This window comes from Paenibacillus sp. GP183 (assembly GCF_900104695.1).
Lineage (GTDB): Bacteria > Bacillota > Bacilli > Paenibacillales > NBRC-103111 > Paenibacillus_AI.
In genome coordinates this window covers 397,450-411,695 of sequence record NZ_FNSW01000001.1, presented here as the reverse complement: position 1 = coordinate 411,695, position 14,246 = coordinate 397,450, and the positions used below count along the sequence as shown (strand labels likewise).

General features: G+C 45.6%; 18 protein-coding genes. 3 read left to right on the top strand and 15 right to left on the bottom strand.

Annotated elements, in window-relative coordinates; all coding sequences use genetic code 11:
* Positions 1-12 precede the first annotated feature (12 nt).
* The 8 genes from fabG to BLV33_RS02000 form a co-directional block, all read right to left on the bottom strand.
* The gene (fabG, locus tag BLV33_RS02035) at positions 13-753 is read right to left on the bottom strand and encodes a 3-oxoacyl-[acyl-carrier-protein] reductase (RefSeq protein WP_090787735.1); all 741 of its coding nucleotides are present in this window, start codon (positions 751-753) and stop codon (positions 13-15) included.
* Positions 746-1,684: an ACP S-malonyltransferase gene (fabD, locus tag BLV33_RS02030; protein WP_090787733.1), complete on the bottom strand. Its 939-nt coding sequence runs from the start codon at positions 1,682-1,684 to the stop codon at positions 746-748. Before fabD ends, fabG begins: the two co-directional genes overlap by 8 nt.
* A 33-nt stretch (positions 1,685-1,717) precedes the next feature.
* Positions 1,718-2,704 carry a beta-ketoacyl-ACP synthase III gene (locus BLV33_RS02025; RefSeq protein WP_090787730.1) on the bottom strand — a complete coding sequence of 329 codons (987 nt, stop codon included), beginning with the start codon at positions 2,702-2,704 and terminating at the stop codon, positions 1,718-1,720.
* Positions 2,705-2,713: 9 nt separating this feature from the next.
* On the bottom strand, positions 2,714-3,703 hold the full coding sequence (gene plsX / locus BLV33_RS02020; protein WP_090787727.1) for a phosphate acyltransferase PlsX: 990 nt from the start codon (positions 3,701-3,703) through the stop codon (positions 2,714-2,716).
* On the bottom strand, positions 3,687-4,322 hold the full coding sequence (gene fapR, locus BLV33_RS02015; protein WP_253187193.1) for a transcription factor FapR: 636 nt from the start codon (positions 4,320-4,322) through the stop codon (positions 3,687-3,689). The genes plsX and fapR overlap by 17 nt, the downstream gene beginning before the upstream one ends.
* Before the next feature lie 99 nt (positions 4,323-4,421).
* The gene (gene rpmF, locus BLV33_RS02010; RefSeq protein ID WP_090787724.1) at positions 4,422-4,595 is read right to left on the bottom strand and encodes a 50S ribosomal protein L32; all 174 of its coding nucleotides are present in this window, start codon (positions 4,593-4,595) and stop codon (positions 4,422-4,424) included.
* Between the two features lie 28 nt (positions 4,596-4,623).
* Complete coding sequence (locus tag BLV33_RS02005) at positions 4,624-5,130, bottom strand: YceD family protein (protein WP_253186940.1); 507 nt, start codon at positions 5,128-5,130, stop codon at positions 4,624-4,626.
* 115 nt (positions 5,131-5,245) lie between these two features.
* Positions 5,246-6,376 (bottom strand): SepM family pheromone-processing serine protease, encoded by a 1,131-nt coding sequence (locus BLV33_RS02000; protein ID WP_090787718.1) that lies wholly within the window; start codon positions 6,374-6,376, stop codon positions 5,246-5,248.
* 92 nt (positions 6,377-6,468) lie between these two features.
* Between BLV33_RS02000 and BLV33_RS01995 the strand changes: the two genes are divergently transcribed.
* Positions 6,469-7,731 carry a nucleoside recognition domain-containing protein gene (locus BLV33_RS01995; RefSeq protein WP_090787716.1) on the top strand — a complete coding sequence of 421 codons (1,263 nt, stop codon included), beginning with the start codon at positions 6,469-6,471 and terminating at the stop codon, positions 7,729-7,731.
* A gap of 14 nt (positions 7,732-7,745) precedes the next feature.
* On the opposite strand, the gene coaD is transcribed toward BLV33_RS01995, so the two are convergent.
* Positions 7,746-8,255 (bottom strand): pantetheine-phosphate adenylyltransferase, encoded by a 510-nt coding sequence (gene coaD, locus BLV33_RS01990; RefSeq protein ID WP_090787713.1) that lies wholly within the window; start codon positions 8,253-8,255, stop codon positions 7,746-7,748.
* 31 nt (positions 8,256-8,286) lie between these two features.
* Positions 8,287-8,841 carry a 16S rRNA (guanine(966)-N(2))-methyltransferase RsmD gene (rsmD, locus tag BLV33_RS01985; RefSeq protein ID WP_090787710.1) on the bottom strand — a complete coding sequence of 185 codons (555 nt, stop codon included), beginning with the start codon at positions 8,839-8,841 and terminating at the stop codon, positions 8,287-8,289.
* Between the two features lie 390 nt (positions 8,842-9,231).
* On the opposite strand from rsmD, the gene BLV33_RS01980 reads away from it, so the two are divergent.
* Positions 9,232-10,683, top strand: coding sequence for an IS1182 family transposase (locus BLV33_RS01980; protein ID WP_090787707.1), 1,452 nt, complete (start codon positions 9,232-9,234; stop codon positions 10,681-10,683).
* A 165-nt stretch (positions 10,684-10,848) separates the two neighbouring features.
* On the opposite strand, the gene BLV33_RS29780 is transcribed toward BLV33_RS01980, so the two are convergent.
* Positions 10,849-11,034: a hypothetical protein gene (locus BLV33_RS29780; protein WP_253186939.1), complete on the bottom strand. Its 186-nt coding sequence runs from the start codon at positions 11,032-11,034 to the stop codon at positions 10,849-10,851.
* A 528-nt stretch (positions 11,035-11,562) separates the two neighbouring features.
* Between BLV33_RS29780 and BLV33_RS01970 the strand changes: the two genes are divergently transcribed.
* A complete protein-coding gene (locus BLV33_RS01970; RefSeq protein WP_090787704.1) occupies positions 11,563-11,742 on the top strand; it encodes a small acid-soluble spore protein H in 180 nt (59 codons plus the stop codon).
* Between the two features lie 40 nt (positions 11,743-11,782).
* Here BLV33_RS01970 and BLV33_RS01965 read toward each other — a convergent pair whose 3' ends face one another.
* The 4 genes from BLV33_RS01965 to BLV33_RS29775 are packed head-to-tail and all read right to left on the bottom strand — an operon-like array spanning position 11,783 to position 14,074.
* Positions 11,783-12,103, bottom strand: a complete 321-nt coding sequence (locus BLV33_RS01965) for a hypothetical protein (protein WP_090787701.1) — start codon at positions 12,101-12,103, stop codon at positions 11,783-11,785.
* Positions 12,104-12,108: 5 nt separating this feature from the next.
* Complete coding sequence (locus BLV33_RS01960; RefSeq protein WP_253186938.1) at positions 12,109-12,918, bottom strand: VanW family protein; 810 nt, start codon at positions 12,916-12,918, stop codon at positions 12,109-12,111.
* 38 nt (positions 12,919-12,956) lie between these two features.
* Positions 12,957-13,484 (bottom strand): GNAT family N-acetyltransferase, encoded by a 528-nt coding sequence (locus BLV33_RS01955; protein WP_090787695.1) that lies wholly within the window; start codon positions 13,482-13,484, stop codon positions 12,957-12,959.
* A 26-nt stretch (positions 13,485-13,510) separates the two neighbouring features.
* Positions 13,511-14,074, bottom strand: a complete 564-nt coding sequence (locus BLV33_RS29775) for an MmcQ/YjbR family DNA-binding protein (protein WP_253186937.1) — start codon at positions 14,072-14,074, stop codon at positions 13,511-13,513.
* Positions 14,075-14,246: the final 172 nt, after the last annotated feature.

Here is a 14,246-nt window from a genome sequence, read left to right as displayed (position 1 = left end):
CTCGAACAATGGTCACATATACATTCCGCCATCTACATGCAAGGTCTGGCCTGTCATGTAGGAAGAGTCATCCGTACACAAGAATCGAACCACCTTGGCAATTTCTTCCGGCTGGCCCAAACGCTCCAGCGGAATTGACTTCAGCATGTTCTCGCGCAGCTCATCCGCTAACTTGTCGGTCATATCGGTTTCGATGAAGCCCGGGGCCACCGCATTGACCGTAATGCCGCGGGAAGCGAGCTCTCTGGCCGTAGCTTTGGTCAACCCGATCACGCCGGCCTTAGCGGCCACATAATTCGCTTGGCCCGGATTACCCAGAACCCCGACAACCGAAGAAATATTGATAATTCGACCGCTGCGCTGTTTCATCATCGGACGGGTCACCGCTTTGATACAGTTAAACACGCCCTTCAAATTCGTCGAGATCACTTGATCGAATTCTTCTTCCTTCATGCGCATGATTAAATTGTCTCTTGTTATCCCGGCATTATTCACCAGAATATCAATTTTCCCAAAAACCTCAATCGTCTTCTTCACCAAATCATCGGCTTCCTGCATGCTGCTGACATCGGCCTGAAATTTGACCGCTTTACGGCCTAGCGCTTCAATCTGCGCAACAACCTCTGCAGCCGCGTTTTCGCTTCCCGCATAATTAACCACCACATCAGCTCCGGACTGTGCCAAATGCAAGGCAATAGCCCGGCCAATCCCTCGGGATGCTCCTGTTACGAGTGCAACTTTACCGTTAAGCATGTTTGTCCTCCATAAACGTATCGAGTGCTTCCAGACTCCCTATGGATACTGCGCGCACGCTGCGATCCACTTTCTTGATCAGGCCGGCGAGCACGGAGCCGGAACCAAGCTCGATAAAGGTATCGACGCCTTGGCCGATCAGCCAAGCCACGGTATCCTCCCATAACACGGGGGAGTATACCTGCTCCGCCAGCAGCCTGCGAATGTCCGCAGGCTGAGACACCGGCCGCGCCGTGACGTTGGCCACAACGGGCACGGCCGCTTCGCTCATCGGCACCGCCGCGAGCACCTCGGCGAGGCGCTCGGACGCCGGCTTCATGAGCGAAGAGTGAAACGGCCCGCTCACCTCGAGCGGGATGACGCGCTTCGCGCCGGCGTCCCTGCCGCGCTCTGCGATCGCGGCTACGCCTTCTTTACTGCCCGAGACGACAATCTGTCCCGGGCAGTTCACGTTGGCGAGCTCCACCACGCCAACCTCACGGCTCACGGCCGTGCACAGCTCCGCCAGCGCTTCGCGCTCGGCTCCCAGCACGGCCGCCATAGCGCCCAGGCCGCCGGGAACGGCCTGCTCCATGAACTCGCCGCGGGCCCGCACGGTGCGGACCGCGTCTTCGAAGCCAAGCACGCCGGCTGCGACGTGTGCGCTGTATTCGCCGAGACTATGTCCGGCGACATAGTCGGGGGCGAGGCCAGCAGCCTTGAACGCTTCCAGACAAGCGATGCTTGTTGTCAGCAGGGCAGGCTGGGTGTGGTACGTGATCTTCAGCTCCTGATCCGGACCCTCGAAGATCAGGCTCGACAGCTTGTATCCGAGTGCCTCATCGGCGCGGTCGTAGATGGCTTTTGCCCCTGCATGCGCTTCATACAGGTCGCGACCCATCCCTACCGTCTGCGAGCCTTGTCCTGGAAATACAAAAGCAATTTTCCCCATATTAAAGCGATTCTCCTTCATCAATCTAATCCATTACCAAACCAAAACAGATGCGCCCCAGGTCAAGCCGCCGCCGAAGCCAACAAGAACGAGCTTGTCGCCTTCCTTCACTCTTCCTTGCTCTGCAGCTTCGGCTAGGGCAACCGGAATGGAAGCAGCCGACATATTGCCGTATTTGTCGAGATTGATCATGCATTTGTCTTCATTCAGATGAAGCTTGCTTAAAGAGGATTGGATAATGCGGATATTAGCTTGATGCGGAATCAAAAGATCGATATCCTCTTTCTCCATCCCCGCCTTACGGAGCGCTTCATCCGCCGCGTTGCCCATGATGCGAACGGCAAACTTGAATACCTCGGCTCCAGCCATGTAGATATAATGCAGCCTGCTGTCCAAGGTTGCCGGTGACGCAGGATTGCGCGATCCCCCGCCTTCCAGCTTGAGCAGCGGCCCCCCGGTACCATCCGCTCCAAGCTCGAAGGAACGGAAGCCTCGACCTTCAGGTACGGCGCCAATAACGACCGCTCCTGCGCCGTCACCGAATAAAATACAGGTGTTGCGGTCCGTATAATCTGTAATTCTCGAGAGGCAATCCGCTCCAATAACCAATGCATATTGATAAGTGCCCGTTGCAATGAAATTCGAAGCATTGGCCAAGCCATATATAAAGCCTGAGCATGCCGCGGATAAGTCAAAAGCTGCTGCTTTTTTCGCGCCCATTTTTTCCTGCAAAATACAAGCCGTTGAAGGGAATGGCATGTCCGGTGTTACTGTGGCCACAATGATCAGATCCAACTGGTCGGCGGTGATGCCCGCGTTAGTCAGAGCAATTTGAGCCGCCTCCAAACAAAGATCGGAAGTCGCTTGATGGTCCGCGGCGATTCTTCTTTCCTTGATTCCCGTACGGGATACGATCCATTCGTCGTTCGTGTCGACCATCGTTTCCAATTCTTTATTCGTTAATATGCGATCAGGCACATATTTTCCTGCTCCCAGCACGCCTACTGGTATTAATTTCATATATTCCACTCATTTCCCGTCATTAATTTCCATTGAAATCGCGCCAACCAGATCGTTTTGTATAGCAATTCGGGCTTGGCGTACTGCATTCTTAATGGCAGTAGCATTGGAGGAGCCGTGACTTTTAAGCACTAATCCATCAATGCCAAGCAGCGGACCGGCGCCAGTCTCGTTATAATCCATTTTTTTACGAAATTTGGTGATTCCCGGTCTTAATATCGCGGCAGCAAGCTTATTCAGCACAGAACTTGTAAATTCCTCTCGCAAAGCGGAAAAAATAGCCGATGCTGCGCCTTCTATGGATTTCAGCATAATATTGCCGGCAAAACCGTCGCAGACGATGACATCGCACTTGGCACGAAGAATTTCACGAGATTCTACATTTCCTATAAAATGAATAGGTGCTTGCTCCAGCAGCGGATAAGCGGCTTTCGTCAATTCGTTGCCCTTCATCGCTTCTGTACCTACATTCAGCAAACCAACCCTCGGTTTTGCGATGCCGTCCACCTTCGTGCGATAAATGCTGCCCATAATGGCATATTGGGATAATTGCTCGGCTGTAGCGTCCATATTTGCGCCCATATCCAAACAAAGCACGCCGTTACCATCCATAGTGGGGATCATGGGAGCCAGTGCGGGGCGTTCAATCCCGTTAATTCGGCCAACAATGAGCAGCCCCGTTGTCATGAGTGCTCCCGTATTGCCGGCAGAGATCATCGCGTCGGCTTGCTTCTCATGCACCAGCCTTCCAGCAACCACCATGGATGCATCTTTTTTGCGGCGCACCGCTTTTACAGGCTCATCATCCGGTTCAATGACTTCTGCTGCATGCACAATTTTGATATTATCAGGCCTATTCGACAGATAAACCTCTATGGCTGCAGCATCTCCAACCAAAATAATTTCAACATCTTTCCATTCTCTCGCCGCTTCGAGTGCGCCTTCCACCACTACCTTTGGCGCGTGATCTCCGCCCATTGCATCAATCGCTATCCGCATGTGCGCTGCCTCCCTCTGCGTGCTGTTCCTTTTTGGAGTGAAAGATGACGAAATTTCCTCTAAATACAATCTCTTCGCTTACATAAGTAACAGCTTCCACTTTGGCTTTTCCCTTAGAAATGGAGCGAACATAAGCTTTGGCGATGCATTTCTCGCCCAGCTTGATGGGTCGGAGAAAGCGAATATCCGCTGAAGCGGTTAAAGCAATAGGATCATTGATAACAGCAACAGCCAGTGAGTTTGCCTGCGAGAATACATGATGACCCCTGGCAATCTTTGTTCTTGAGAAAACATGCTCCTCGCGAATTTCAAACATCGAAATCCCGCTTTGGTTCAGCTGGAGATCGATGACTTCACCAATAATTTCATCCATGGGGAGAGAACGTACCTGATCGTACGTTTGGACGGCCATATGTTTCATTCGTTCTCTGAGCTCCGGTATTCCCAGCTCCAGCCGATCGAGACGAACGGTCTGAATGCTGACCTGAAAGCGGCGCATCAGTTCTTCATCGGTCATAAAAGGATTGGCTTCAATAGCTTTCAGTAGCTCATCCAGCCTCTCCCGTTTAGGAAGGCGTTCGATATCCGACACCACCTTATCATGTGGAATCACATTTATAGCTCATCTTATTACCAGATACTAAACGTAAGTATATAAAATTTTGCCCTAAAAAGAAAGTAAAAAAAAACAGCACTTCCGCGAAGCGCTGTTTATTCATTATGCTTTTACGATTTCTCTTCCTTTGTAAGAACCGCATGATTTACATACGTGGTGTGCAAGCTTGAGTTCTCCGCATTGCTCACATTTCACCATGCCCGGAACTTCTAATTTAAAGTGAGTACGGCGCTTATCGCGACGAGTTTTGGACGTTCTTCTTTGAGGTACTGCCATATTCCCCACCTCCTTCAGCGAAATTCAACTACTCCTTGAAAAAATCTGCGAGTCCGGCAAGCCTTGGATCTAACTTCTCTATCTTGCAGCCGCAAGAGCCAAGATTAAGGTTTTCTCCACACTCGGGACACAGGCCTTTGCACGCTTCTTCACAAAGTGGTATGTAAGGCAAACCCATGACCACATTCTCAACTACGTACGGTTCCAAATCGATCTTATCTTCAGTTACCAGGTGTATATCTTCAGGAAGCTCATCGGGATTCCCGTCTTCTGCTTCCACCGGCTTCTGAGTGAAAAGCTCCCGGAAGGGCAGCTCAATCGTCTGCTTGAACGAAGTTAAACATCGCGAACAACTTAACTCCAAATCTACGGTTAACGTTCCTTTGACTTCAACCGCCCCAGCTTCATACCTTGCATGAAGATCGACATGTATCGGACTATGATCCAGTATATCCGGACGTCCCTCGAAGGCCAAATTCAGCGCCAATTCCTTGTTAAAGTTCTGAGTAGAGCCGCGCTGAGTAAGTTCTTTCATATGAATCTGCATCCATTTCACCCCAAACAAACAAAGATTATTATATCCATTTTTGAATCCATTTGTCAACAACAGAGTTTCTCGTTCGTAAACCGTTACATCCACTTTTCAGCCTTTAAGGAGATTTTGCAGGCAGTGACTCCAAATAACGAAGCGCATCATCCATAGTCTCTACTTCAACTATCTTCATTTTCGAATTAATTTGCTTAGCACGTTCGACGGCCGTCGTGTAATTAAGGATCGGCGAGCCATCCTTCGGCTTAATGTCCTTGGGCGCAAAGAAGATCTCTGCTCCGGCTTTATCCGCGGCTACAATTTTATGCTGAATGCCTCCGATAACCCCGACAAGGCCATTCGCATCTATCGTACCCGTTCCCGCAATGCGGTGACCTTTGGTAATATCCCCGGGAACGAGCTGGTTAAAGATCTCCAGCGAGAACATCAAACCAGCCGAAGGTCCGCCAATTTCGCCGGCTTTAATCGTAACCTGCTTATCGGCTTGATCAGGCTTGACTGACTGCATATCGGCCGGAACGATCCCCAGTCCTGCGCGAGGCACTTCCTTGCTCCCTGGCGTCTGAGGCAGCTGTGCCAGCTGGAGCGTCGCAGATTGCTCCGTCTTGTCCCTGCTGAATGTGATGGTGACAGAATCGCCTATTTTTTTCGTTTTGATATAATCCAGTAAATCGGTGGAAGCCAGTATCTGTTTAACATCAATTTTCAGCAGGGTATCGCCTGCTTTCAGTACTTTCTCTCCCGGCATCCCGGCTAAAAGCTGAAGCACTCTGACGCCTTCATGGTTAATATGATAAGGAACTCCTGCTTTTTTGTAGGCTGCTTCAATAGCGCTGCTTTGTGAGGTAATCATGACATATTGCTGGCGTGAGGAGTATTCTGACTCCGTTTCTCCTTTGCGGAAAATGCTGCTCTTCGGCTGCAGCTCCTCATAAGGATTTATTAATGCAAGCAGATAATTGGTGATATTGGTATCGCTGACCCTCACCGTTGTGAGCATGAGTGCGCCTTTTTCCGGATCGGCGCCTCTGCTTACCGAGACCATAGGCTTGATGTCTTCGGCTGTACCTGGCATAAAAATGAAATAAGGCAATTGAATGAAAAAAATGGCATATAAAATGGCCAAGCCAATCAGTACGGATAATAAAAAACGTCTTGTGCGACCAGTTCTGGGATGCCGGTAATTCGCATTCGACCATTCGCGGATGTCTCTCTTTCCATCGTCTCTCATGAACTTAAGTTCTCCTTCCGAAGGTCTAATCCTTCCTAAGACCGCGTACACTTTTAGCATGTACAATGCAAAATCAAATGAGGTGACTTTATATGAAGCTTCGGGAAAAATCAGCTGTTCTCAGCCGATCCAAGACATTAGCGCTTTCATCCATGGCCATTTGTCTTGTGATTATCATCATCTTATTTCCCGATTCGGCTTTTCAGTCCTCTTTGCAGGGCTTGACCATTTGGTGGGAGCTTGTCTTTCCCGCGCTTCTGCCCTTTTTGATACTTACCGAGCTGCTGATCGGGTTTGGCGCTGTACAAGCTGCAGGTACAATAATGGAGCCATTAATGCGGCTGTTGTTTCGTCTTCCCGGGGCAAGCGGCTGGCCTCTGGCTTCAAGCTTGATCATAGGTTTTCCTATAGGTGCGAAAATTACTGCAGCTTTGCGCGAAAAAGAGCTCCTCTCCCGTCAAGAAGCCCAGCGGCTTGTCAGCATTACTCATTTATGCAGTCCCCTGTTTGTAATCAGCGTCGTCGGTGTAGGCTTTTTACATCAAGCGCGTTTAGGCCTTTTGTTAGCTGTTGTCCATTATCTGTCTGCCATTCTCACTGGATGGCTCATGAGCAGGAAACATAATACTTCCCATGAACCCACAAGAATAAGCTTGGAAAGCGAGCATTCATTATGGAGGCGAAGCCTGCATACGATGCAGCAAGCTTATCTCCATGATGGACGAGCCTTCGGTAAGCTGCTGGGTGATGCGGTAAGTACCTCCGTACAAACATTGATGATGATTGGCGGCTATATGATGATTTACTCGGTTATGATCAATGTATTTACAAATAACCAGCTTATTTTTGCACTTCAGCAGCTGACGACAGGATTTCTCGGGGCTTTGAACCTGGGTCCGGAGCTGGTTTCACATGTGCTCAGCGGCTTGTTCGAAATTCATCTGGGGACTTATTCGTTGGCACAGCTGCAGGATGTACCGCTTCTTGGACAAATGGCTTTGATCAGTGCGCTGCTCGCCTGGGGCGGCTTATCCGCACATGCCCAAGTCGGTGGCTTCATCCATCAAACGGACATTCGCTATTTCCCCTTTTTTCTAGCCAGATGTTTGCAAGCAGCCATCGCTTTCCTGCTCACCTTTATTTTGTGGAACCCCTTGCAGCTTTTGATAAATCAGGTAGAACCCAGCTTTTTGCCGATTGATTTCATGGGTTCTTCTATATCGAATGCTCCATTCAATAGCTCTAGTTGGCATGCTTGGCAATATTCGCTGCCAATCCTTGCTGTATGGTTGCTTGCACTTGGTATTATGCTGCTTCTATCAACGATAGTTTGGGGCTTTAGGAAGCGCGCCTAATCGTATAGTCTCATTTAAGTGATTGTTTTTGGAAACTTTAGTCTCAATGCCTCTTCCACCTCGGGAGAAACCAAATCCGTTACAGGTCCGTGGAACCTGGCGATTTCCTTTACGATGCTGGAGCTTAAATACGAATATTTCGGCGTAGAGGTCATAAAAAAAGTCTCGACATTTTCGTCCAGCTTCTGATTCGTCGACGCCATTTGCAATTCATACTCAAAATCCGAAACCGCTCTTAACCCTCTGACGACCAAACGAACATTTTTGGATTTTAAATAATTGATCAGCAAATCCCGAAACCCATCCACCTCTACATTAGGCAGGTCCCTCGTTACTTTCTTGATGAGCTCCATGCGTTCTTCCAGCGAGAATAGTGGATTCTTGGATGTGTTGTTCAATACAGCTACGATCAGTTTGTCGAACACCTTGGCCGCTCTGTGAATGATGTCCAGATGCCCATTCGTAACCGGATCAAAACTGCCGGGATAGACGGCTACGGTAATGCCATGTTTTAAGTTGTTCATGAAGCTCAGCTCCTTAGAATGTCTTCCAGTTTTATTCCACTCGCTCATAAATCGTAATGGCGGTCTCTCCGTATTCCGCTCTTTTTTTCAATTGAAGAGCACCAATCGTGACCGCGAGATCATCTTCTGCATCATGCTCGACGATGATCCATGCATTTGGCTTGAGCAGCGCTTGTTCTTCCATGCCGGTGATCAATTCCGCAATGACCTTCATCTTATAGGGCGGATCCAGAAAAACCAGATCGAACTGCAATCCTCTTTTACTGAGCAGCTTTAAGGCACGTCCAGCATCGTTGCGATAAATCTCGGCTTTATCTGTAAATCCGGCTGCTGCCACATTATGCTGCACCGTACCCACACTTTTTTTCTCGATATCGATAAAAATGCCCTTATCCATGCCGCGGCTCAGCGCTTCAATCCCAAGACCGCCGGTCCCTGCAAATAAATCCAGCACCAGTCCGCCTTCGAAATAAGGCCCGATCATGCTGAATACCGCTTCCTTCACCTTGTCCGTTGTCGGACGTGTAGTCATTCCGGGGACCGCTTTCAAAGTTCTGCCTCTTGCACTTCCTGAAATGACTCTCATCCCTCGTGCATACCCTTTCTTCCGCTATCAATTCTGACCATATCGTACCACATTCCAAAACGGGAATACAAAAAATGTTGCCAATTCAAATGTATATTATTTCCTTAACATGTACATCATTGAATTATCGACATCAGAGAATGTCGTAGACAACCGCGGAGAAGGCTTACGTTTCCCCATAAGCTCTTCGTCCGGTTTCTCCTCTCCCATGTGGCGGTCGCGCAAGCGATCGCCGTTTAATGTTACAGTAAACGTTAAAAAGCCTTGATCAAATCGAGGCCACTGAAAAAGTCCCTCTTAAAAGCTATAAGGTACAGTTACTCAAATTACTGAGGAGGCTGTGCCTTTTTTCTGTATAATATAAAGCATAAAACCAAGTAGGTGGATGCGATGCTTCAACAACAACAATCAATGACTTTAAGTCCTTATATAGAACTCTATAACTTAATTATTCATGAGGATAATATGTTGCGTCAGATCAACGAACTGGTTGACTTCTCCTTTGTTTATGAAGAGTTGAAAGAACGTTACAGTATGGATAACGGCCGAAATGCAATCGACCCGATTCGAATGTTTAAATACTTGCTCTTGAAGGCGATCTTTGAGCTGTCTGACATTGACATTGTCGAGCGATCAAGGTATGACATGTCCTTCAAGTATTTTCTCCACATGGCGCCGGAAGAGCCAGTCATTGATTCCAGTTCGTTAACGAAGTTTCGAAAGCTACGGCTAAAGGACCTGAACCTGCTCGACATGCTGATTAACAAAACGGTAGAAATCGCAATTGAAAAGGGCATTATCCAAAGCAAAGCGATTATCGTCGATGCGACGCATACAAAAGCCCGTTTCAATCAGAAGTCTCCTCGAGAGATTCTGCAGGACCGTTCCCGGAAATTGAGAAAGGCCATCTACAAGGTCGATGAATCCTTGAAAACCAAGTTCCCGTCGAAAAATACGAGCGATATATTGGAGGATGAAATTGCTTATTGCCAGAAACTCATCGACGTAATTGAAGCAGAAGGTGGCGTCTGCGCACTGCCCAAGATAAAGGAACCGCTCAATCTGCTCAAAGAAACGGTCGCAGATGATCTGGAGCAGTTGCGAATCTCGGAAGACCAGGACGCGCGGGTAGGCCACAAGACCGCGGATTCCTCATTCTTCGGCTACAAAACGCATCTTGCCATGACCGAGGAACGGATTATTACGGCAGCCATCGTCACGACAGGCGAAAAAAATGATGGAAAGCAACTGCAGGCACTGATTGAAAAAAGTAAGGCAGCCGGCATGGAGGTTCAAACGGTAATCGGAGATACCGCCTACTCGGAAAGAGAGAACATTAAGTACAGTGACGACAACGATATTGAATTGGTCGCTAAATTAAATCCGCAGATTACACAGGGCGCTCGTAAAAAAGAAGAAGAATTTCAGTTTAATAAAGACGCAGGCATGTATGTGTGCAAGGCCGGTCAAATGGCCATTCGAAAAGCGCGGCAAGGCAAAAAGGGTGTTGGGGCAAACCAAGTTGATACATACTATTTTAATGTAAACCAATGCAAAAGTTGTCCTTTCAAGGAAGGGTGCTACAAGGATGGAGCGAAAAGCAAAACGTACTCGGTGAGCATTAAGTCCGACGAGCATACCCAACAAAAAGCATTCCAGGAAAGCGTGTACTTCAAAGAAAAAGCGAAGGAACGCTACAAAATTGAGGCAAAGAACAGCGAACTCAAACACAGGCACGGGTATGATGTGGCCATATCCTCGGGTCTATTAGGCATGGAACTTCAAGGCGCAATGGCCATATTCACGGTCAATCTGAAGCGAATATTGAAGCTGATGAAGTAAGAAACAAAGCACGCGGGCCTGCTTAGTTAATGAAAAGACGACCTTGATTCCTAAAAATGGGAATTAAGGTCGTCTTTTTATTAATTTCTCTTAGCTGCTCCAAAAGCTACAAGTTCTTCAGTGGCCTCGATCAAATCAAGGCTTTTTCTTTGACGTTTTTTGCGATCAAGAGGTTTCGAATATACGAAGCTGCTTGATATGATGCTCCATATGATCGACGTAGTCATTGATGATCCATTCTAAGGTGACAGTCTGTTCTTCACCTACATCGCAAGAGTTCTGTAATCTGTCTTCAGGAATTACTCCGATTACCTCCGCAACTTGTCTATTCAAGTTAACCCATAAGCTCACGATGTGTTCCACTGGGAGGTTCTGATAACCCATAAGCTGTACCCATTGATTCTGAGCGTACTTAATTACCTTATAAGGCTGATCCTCATACTGCGCACGAATAAATCGTTGCAGATTGTTGAGCGCAGAGTCACACAAATGTCCAAGTATCTATTTCCTTGACCATTTTTGAGGCTGCGGCCGAGCTGAAAGATCCGTTTCTGAAAAAGTATACATTCTTGACGGTACTTCGGTAATCCAATGATTTAGACGTTCAAGAGTTGTTTTCATAGTTTTCCTCCCAGCTTGCTTTTTTTGATTATAGCAAAAAATTAGGTTAGGACTTATATATTTCTAAAAGATTCCGTACCTTTGGAAGGATTCAATTATCATTTTGGCTAAAAAGGTTTCGTGCTCCTTACATTCATATCATTGGTGAAGATTTATTAAAAAGGTTTTATGTATTTTACGATATAAGCCTACAGAATAATAAAGTACTTTTTTGTGATAATAAAATATTGTTACATAAAAGAATGGAGGTCGTTAAACATGAATACACAACGAGCGAAAGAGATCGTTTCTTCACCGAATATGACTAATGTGACCTACCAAGGCATGTCTGTGTATATTCAACACGTGGACGAGCAGAATGAAATGGCAAGAATCTATCCGCTTGACCAGCCGGAGAATGAACAAAGCGTTCCTTTAAGAAACTTAGTTGAACATTAAGGCCTGAGAAATCTAAAGACCCTCACCACCCTTAAGGACTTTAGTCAAGCCCGATTGGGTGGTGAGGGTTGTCTGCCTGGTAAGACGGGTTTTGGGTGATCTTAGATAAAATTTTAATGATAACATCGTTTGTATCCAATGTATCTGTAATAATTTGTTCTTCAAATTTTTTATCTTTTAAAGCATTCTCACATTTCTTTATTTGTTGATATGTCCATCCTCCAGGTGTGTCTCCACGTGCAGCCAAACGTTCTTGTAATGTCTCCTCTGAAGCTAATAGACAGAAATGAAAGACGTCCTTGTCAATTGTTTTGAAACCATTGTAAATATATTCGTAATTATCAGCTTTATAGATGGTCATTGGAACTATAAGCTCACTCCTGATTCTAAAAAAGGTTGATACATCATTAAGGCATGATTTTCTGTAACATAATGGTCATCCACTAATTCCTTATTTTCTTTGAACACTCGCCTATAGATGAAATTATGTCTTAAATAACCGCCCCAATATTCCTGTGTAATTTTATGGTCTTTTTCATAGATTTCATAGCTGTACTGTGGTTGAAGAGTGGATTTCCATTCACCAACCAAATGGTCATCCGTTAGGTAGACATTAAGCTGATAAGGTTGCTCAGTTGGATTATAAATTCTTAAATCCAAATAATTATAGGCACATGTTGCGCCGCTGCCGAAGGGCTGACTTCTATTGGAATCCGGAAAAACATCATAACTATGACGATGCCTTTCCGTAATTTCTAAAGGCGTATGCAGAGTCATCCAGTAGATAAGATTGGATAATTGACACAAGCCACCCCCTACTCCGTGTTTAAATCCACCGTAAAATAGGACCATGCCCTCCACATATCCTTTCTTACTGGTAGGACAACCGATCAATTTCCAGTAGGAGAAAGTTTCACCAGGATTAATTATGATTCCATCAATTTTTTGGGCAGCTATTTTGAGGTTTTTAATCTTATTTTGTTGAAGCCACATCTCTACTTCTTTTAATTGCCTAAGCAGTGGGGTCTGATGCTTAAAAGTCGTAAAGGCTAATGGTTTATTCTGAATTTCCTTTGCGAATTTGGTCTGCCCAAAATACCATTCCATGTATCTTTTACATCTATAATATAGGGTCCCTAAGGTTAGTCTTAGTTTTGATCTTTTAATAGGCTTCAAAAGAAACTCCCCTAAAAATATATATTTGTATGTTTACATTATTCAGCTAGAAGTCCATATACTTCATGATCCAAATAGCGTTCTTTATTCAACTCAGCCTGTCTTATCGTTCCTTCATGCTTAAATCCAAGTCTTTCAGGTATAGCCCTGCTTTTCAAGTTCTCTGTACAAGCTCTAATTTCAATTCGGTTTAATCCCAGCACTTTGAATAGATAGTTAATCATACTTTTAACGGAATCAGTCATAATTCCTCGTCCTTGAAACTCTTCTGCAATCCAGTATCCGAGCGATGTTTTCTTGTTATTCCAATCAATCTCGTGGGTGCTTAAACATCCTACAAATTTATTTTTATAAAAAATACCGCTCGTAACGCCACCGTTCTTGGCAAATCGATTCAGTTCAGATTGGATATAAGCTTTCGTATCTTCGAAGTTTGAATGGTAAGCCCAAGGCAGCCACATTGATAAATATTCACGATTCTTGTCTATTTGATTGAAAACTTCTTCAGCATCCCGCACTTCCAGTATTCTTAATTCAATTTCACTGTTTACCACAAAAGTGAACATAGATTCCATCCTCTTTCCCGGTTAATTTAAAGGTCGCCATATTGCTTTACTAGTCGCTTAGGAGCTAAACTTCTCCATGCTTTTAAAATTAATCCTTTTAATTCTTCCGGATCCACATGGTTTAGATTGACATGCATGTAATTTAAGTTTGTAAATGAATCCGGGATTCTGTATGTCTTGGAGTCCATAGTGGTAAATATCATACGATCTTCACCAATTGTCTTGATCGTTAATGTAATTCCATCTTCCTGAATGATAGCAAAAATCTTGTTGTTAATTCGAAATGAGGGTTTGCCCCAATGCTCAACTTCCTTTGATTCTGGTAAGGACAATGCATATTGCCGTACTTTATCAATAGTAATCATGGGAACAACCCTCCTCAATGCTTCTATCCAGCTCTTATTTCCGTTAACTTCAATCATACTTTCCAGTAACCATTTCTTTGATTGTTCATCATTTACTCGATCCAAGTACACCTTAAAATCATGCTCATCTTCTTTTCTTGTTCCAAGACTTTTAAATAGTAATTGCCAAGCCGGATTTACATATGGTCTTGAGGGTTTCCCCTTTGAAAAATCATGGATGTTCATTCTGATATTTCTATTCTTTCTAAATATTACTTCGTTAGCAATTTGTTCGGTTGCCAGTATTTCCAGAAAATCGTTCCCTCTGAATAAATGCAAACAATATCTTGGCAGATCAACATCACTTAATGTCTGGAAGGGCTCTAATCGATGTTCACCCGGGATTGCAACTTTAATA

Coding starts and splice junctions, on each gene's coding strand:
- fabG (WP_090787735.1), bottom strand. CDS start 753: ATGCTTAACGGTAAAGTTGCACTCGTAACAGGAGCATCCCGAGGGATT.
- fabD (WP_090787733.1), bottom strand. CDS start 1,684: ATGGGGAAAATTGCTTTTGTATTTCCAGGACAAGGCTCGCAGACGGTA.
- BLV33_RS02025 (WP_090787730.1), bottom strand. CDS start 2,704: ATGAAATTAATACCAGTAGGCGTGCTGGGAGCAGGAAAATATGTGCCT.
- plsX (WP_090787727.1), bottom strand. CDS start 3,703: ATGCGGATAGCGATTGATGCAATGGGCGGAGATCACGCGCCAAAGGTA.
- rpmF (WP_090787724.1), bottom strand. CDS start 4,595: ATGGCAGTACCTCAAAGAAGAACGTCCAAAACTCGTCGCGATAAGCGC.
- BLV33_RS02005 (WP_253186940.1), bottom strand. CDS start 5,130: ATGAAAGAACTTACTCAGCGCGGCTCTACTCAGAACTTTAACAAGGAA.
- BLV33_RS02000 (WP_090787718.1), bottom strand. CDS start 6,376: ATGAGAGACGATGGAAAGAGAGACATCCGCGAATGGTCGAATGCGAAT.
- BLV33_RS01995 (WP_090787716.1), top strand. CDS start 6,469: ATGAAGCTTCGGGAAAAATCAGCTGTTCTCAGCCGATCCAAGACATTA.
- coaD (WP_090787713.1), bottom strand. CDS start 8,255: ATGAACAACTTAAAACATGGCATTACCGTAGCCGTCTATCCCGGCAGT.
- rsmD (WP_090787710.1), bottom strand. CDS start 8,841: ATGAGAGTCATTTCAGGAAGTGCAAGAGGCAGAACTTTGAAAGCGGTC.
- BLV33_RS01980 (WP_090787707.1), top strand. CDS start 9,232: ATGCTTCAACAACAACAATCAATGACTTTAAGTCCTTATATAGAACTC.
- BLV33_RS01970 (WP_090787704.1), top strand. CDS start 11,563: ATGAATACACAACGAGCGAAAGAGATCGTTTCTTCACCGAATATGACT.
- BLV33_RS01965 (WP_090787701.1), bottom strand. CDS start 12,103: ATGACCATCTATAAAGCTGATAATTACGAATATATTTACAATGGTTTC.
- BLV33_RS01955 (WP_090787695.1), bottom strand. CDS start 13,484: ATGTTCACTTTTGTGGTAAACAGTGAAATTGAATTAAGAATACTGGAA.
- BLV33_RS29775 (WP_253186937.1), bottom strand. CDS start 14,074: ATGAACATCCATGATTTTTCAAAGGGGAAACCCTCAAGACCATATGTA.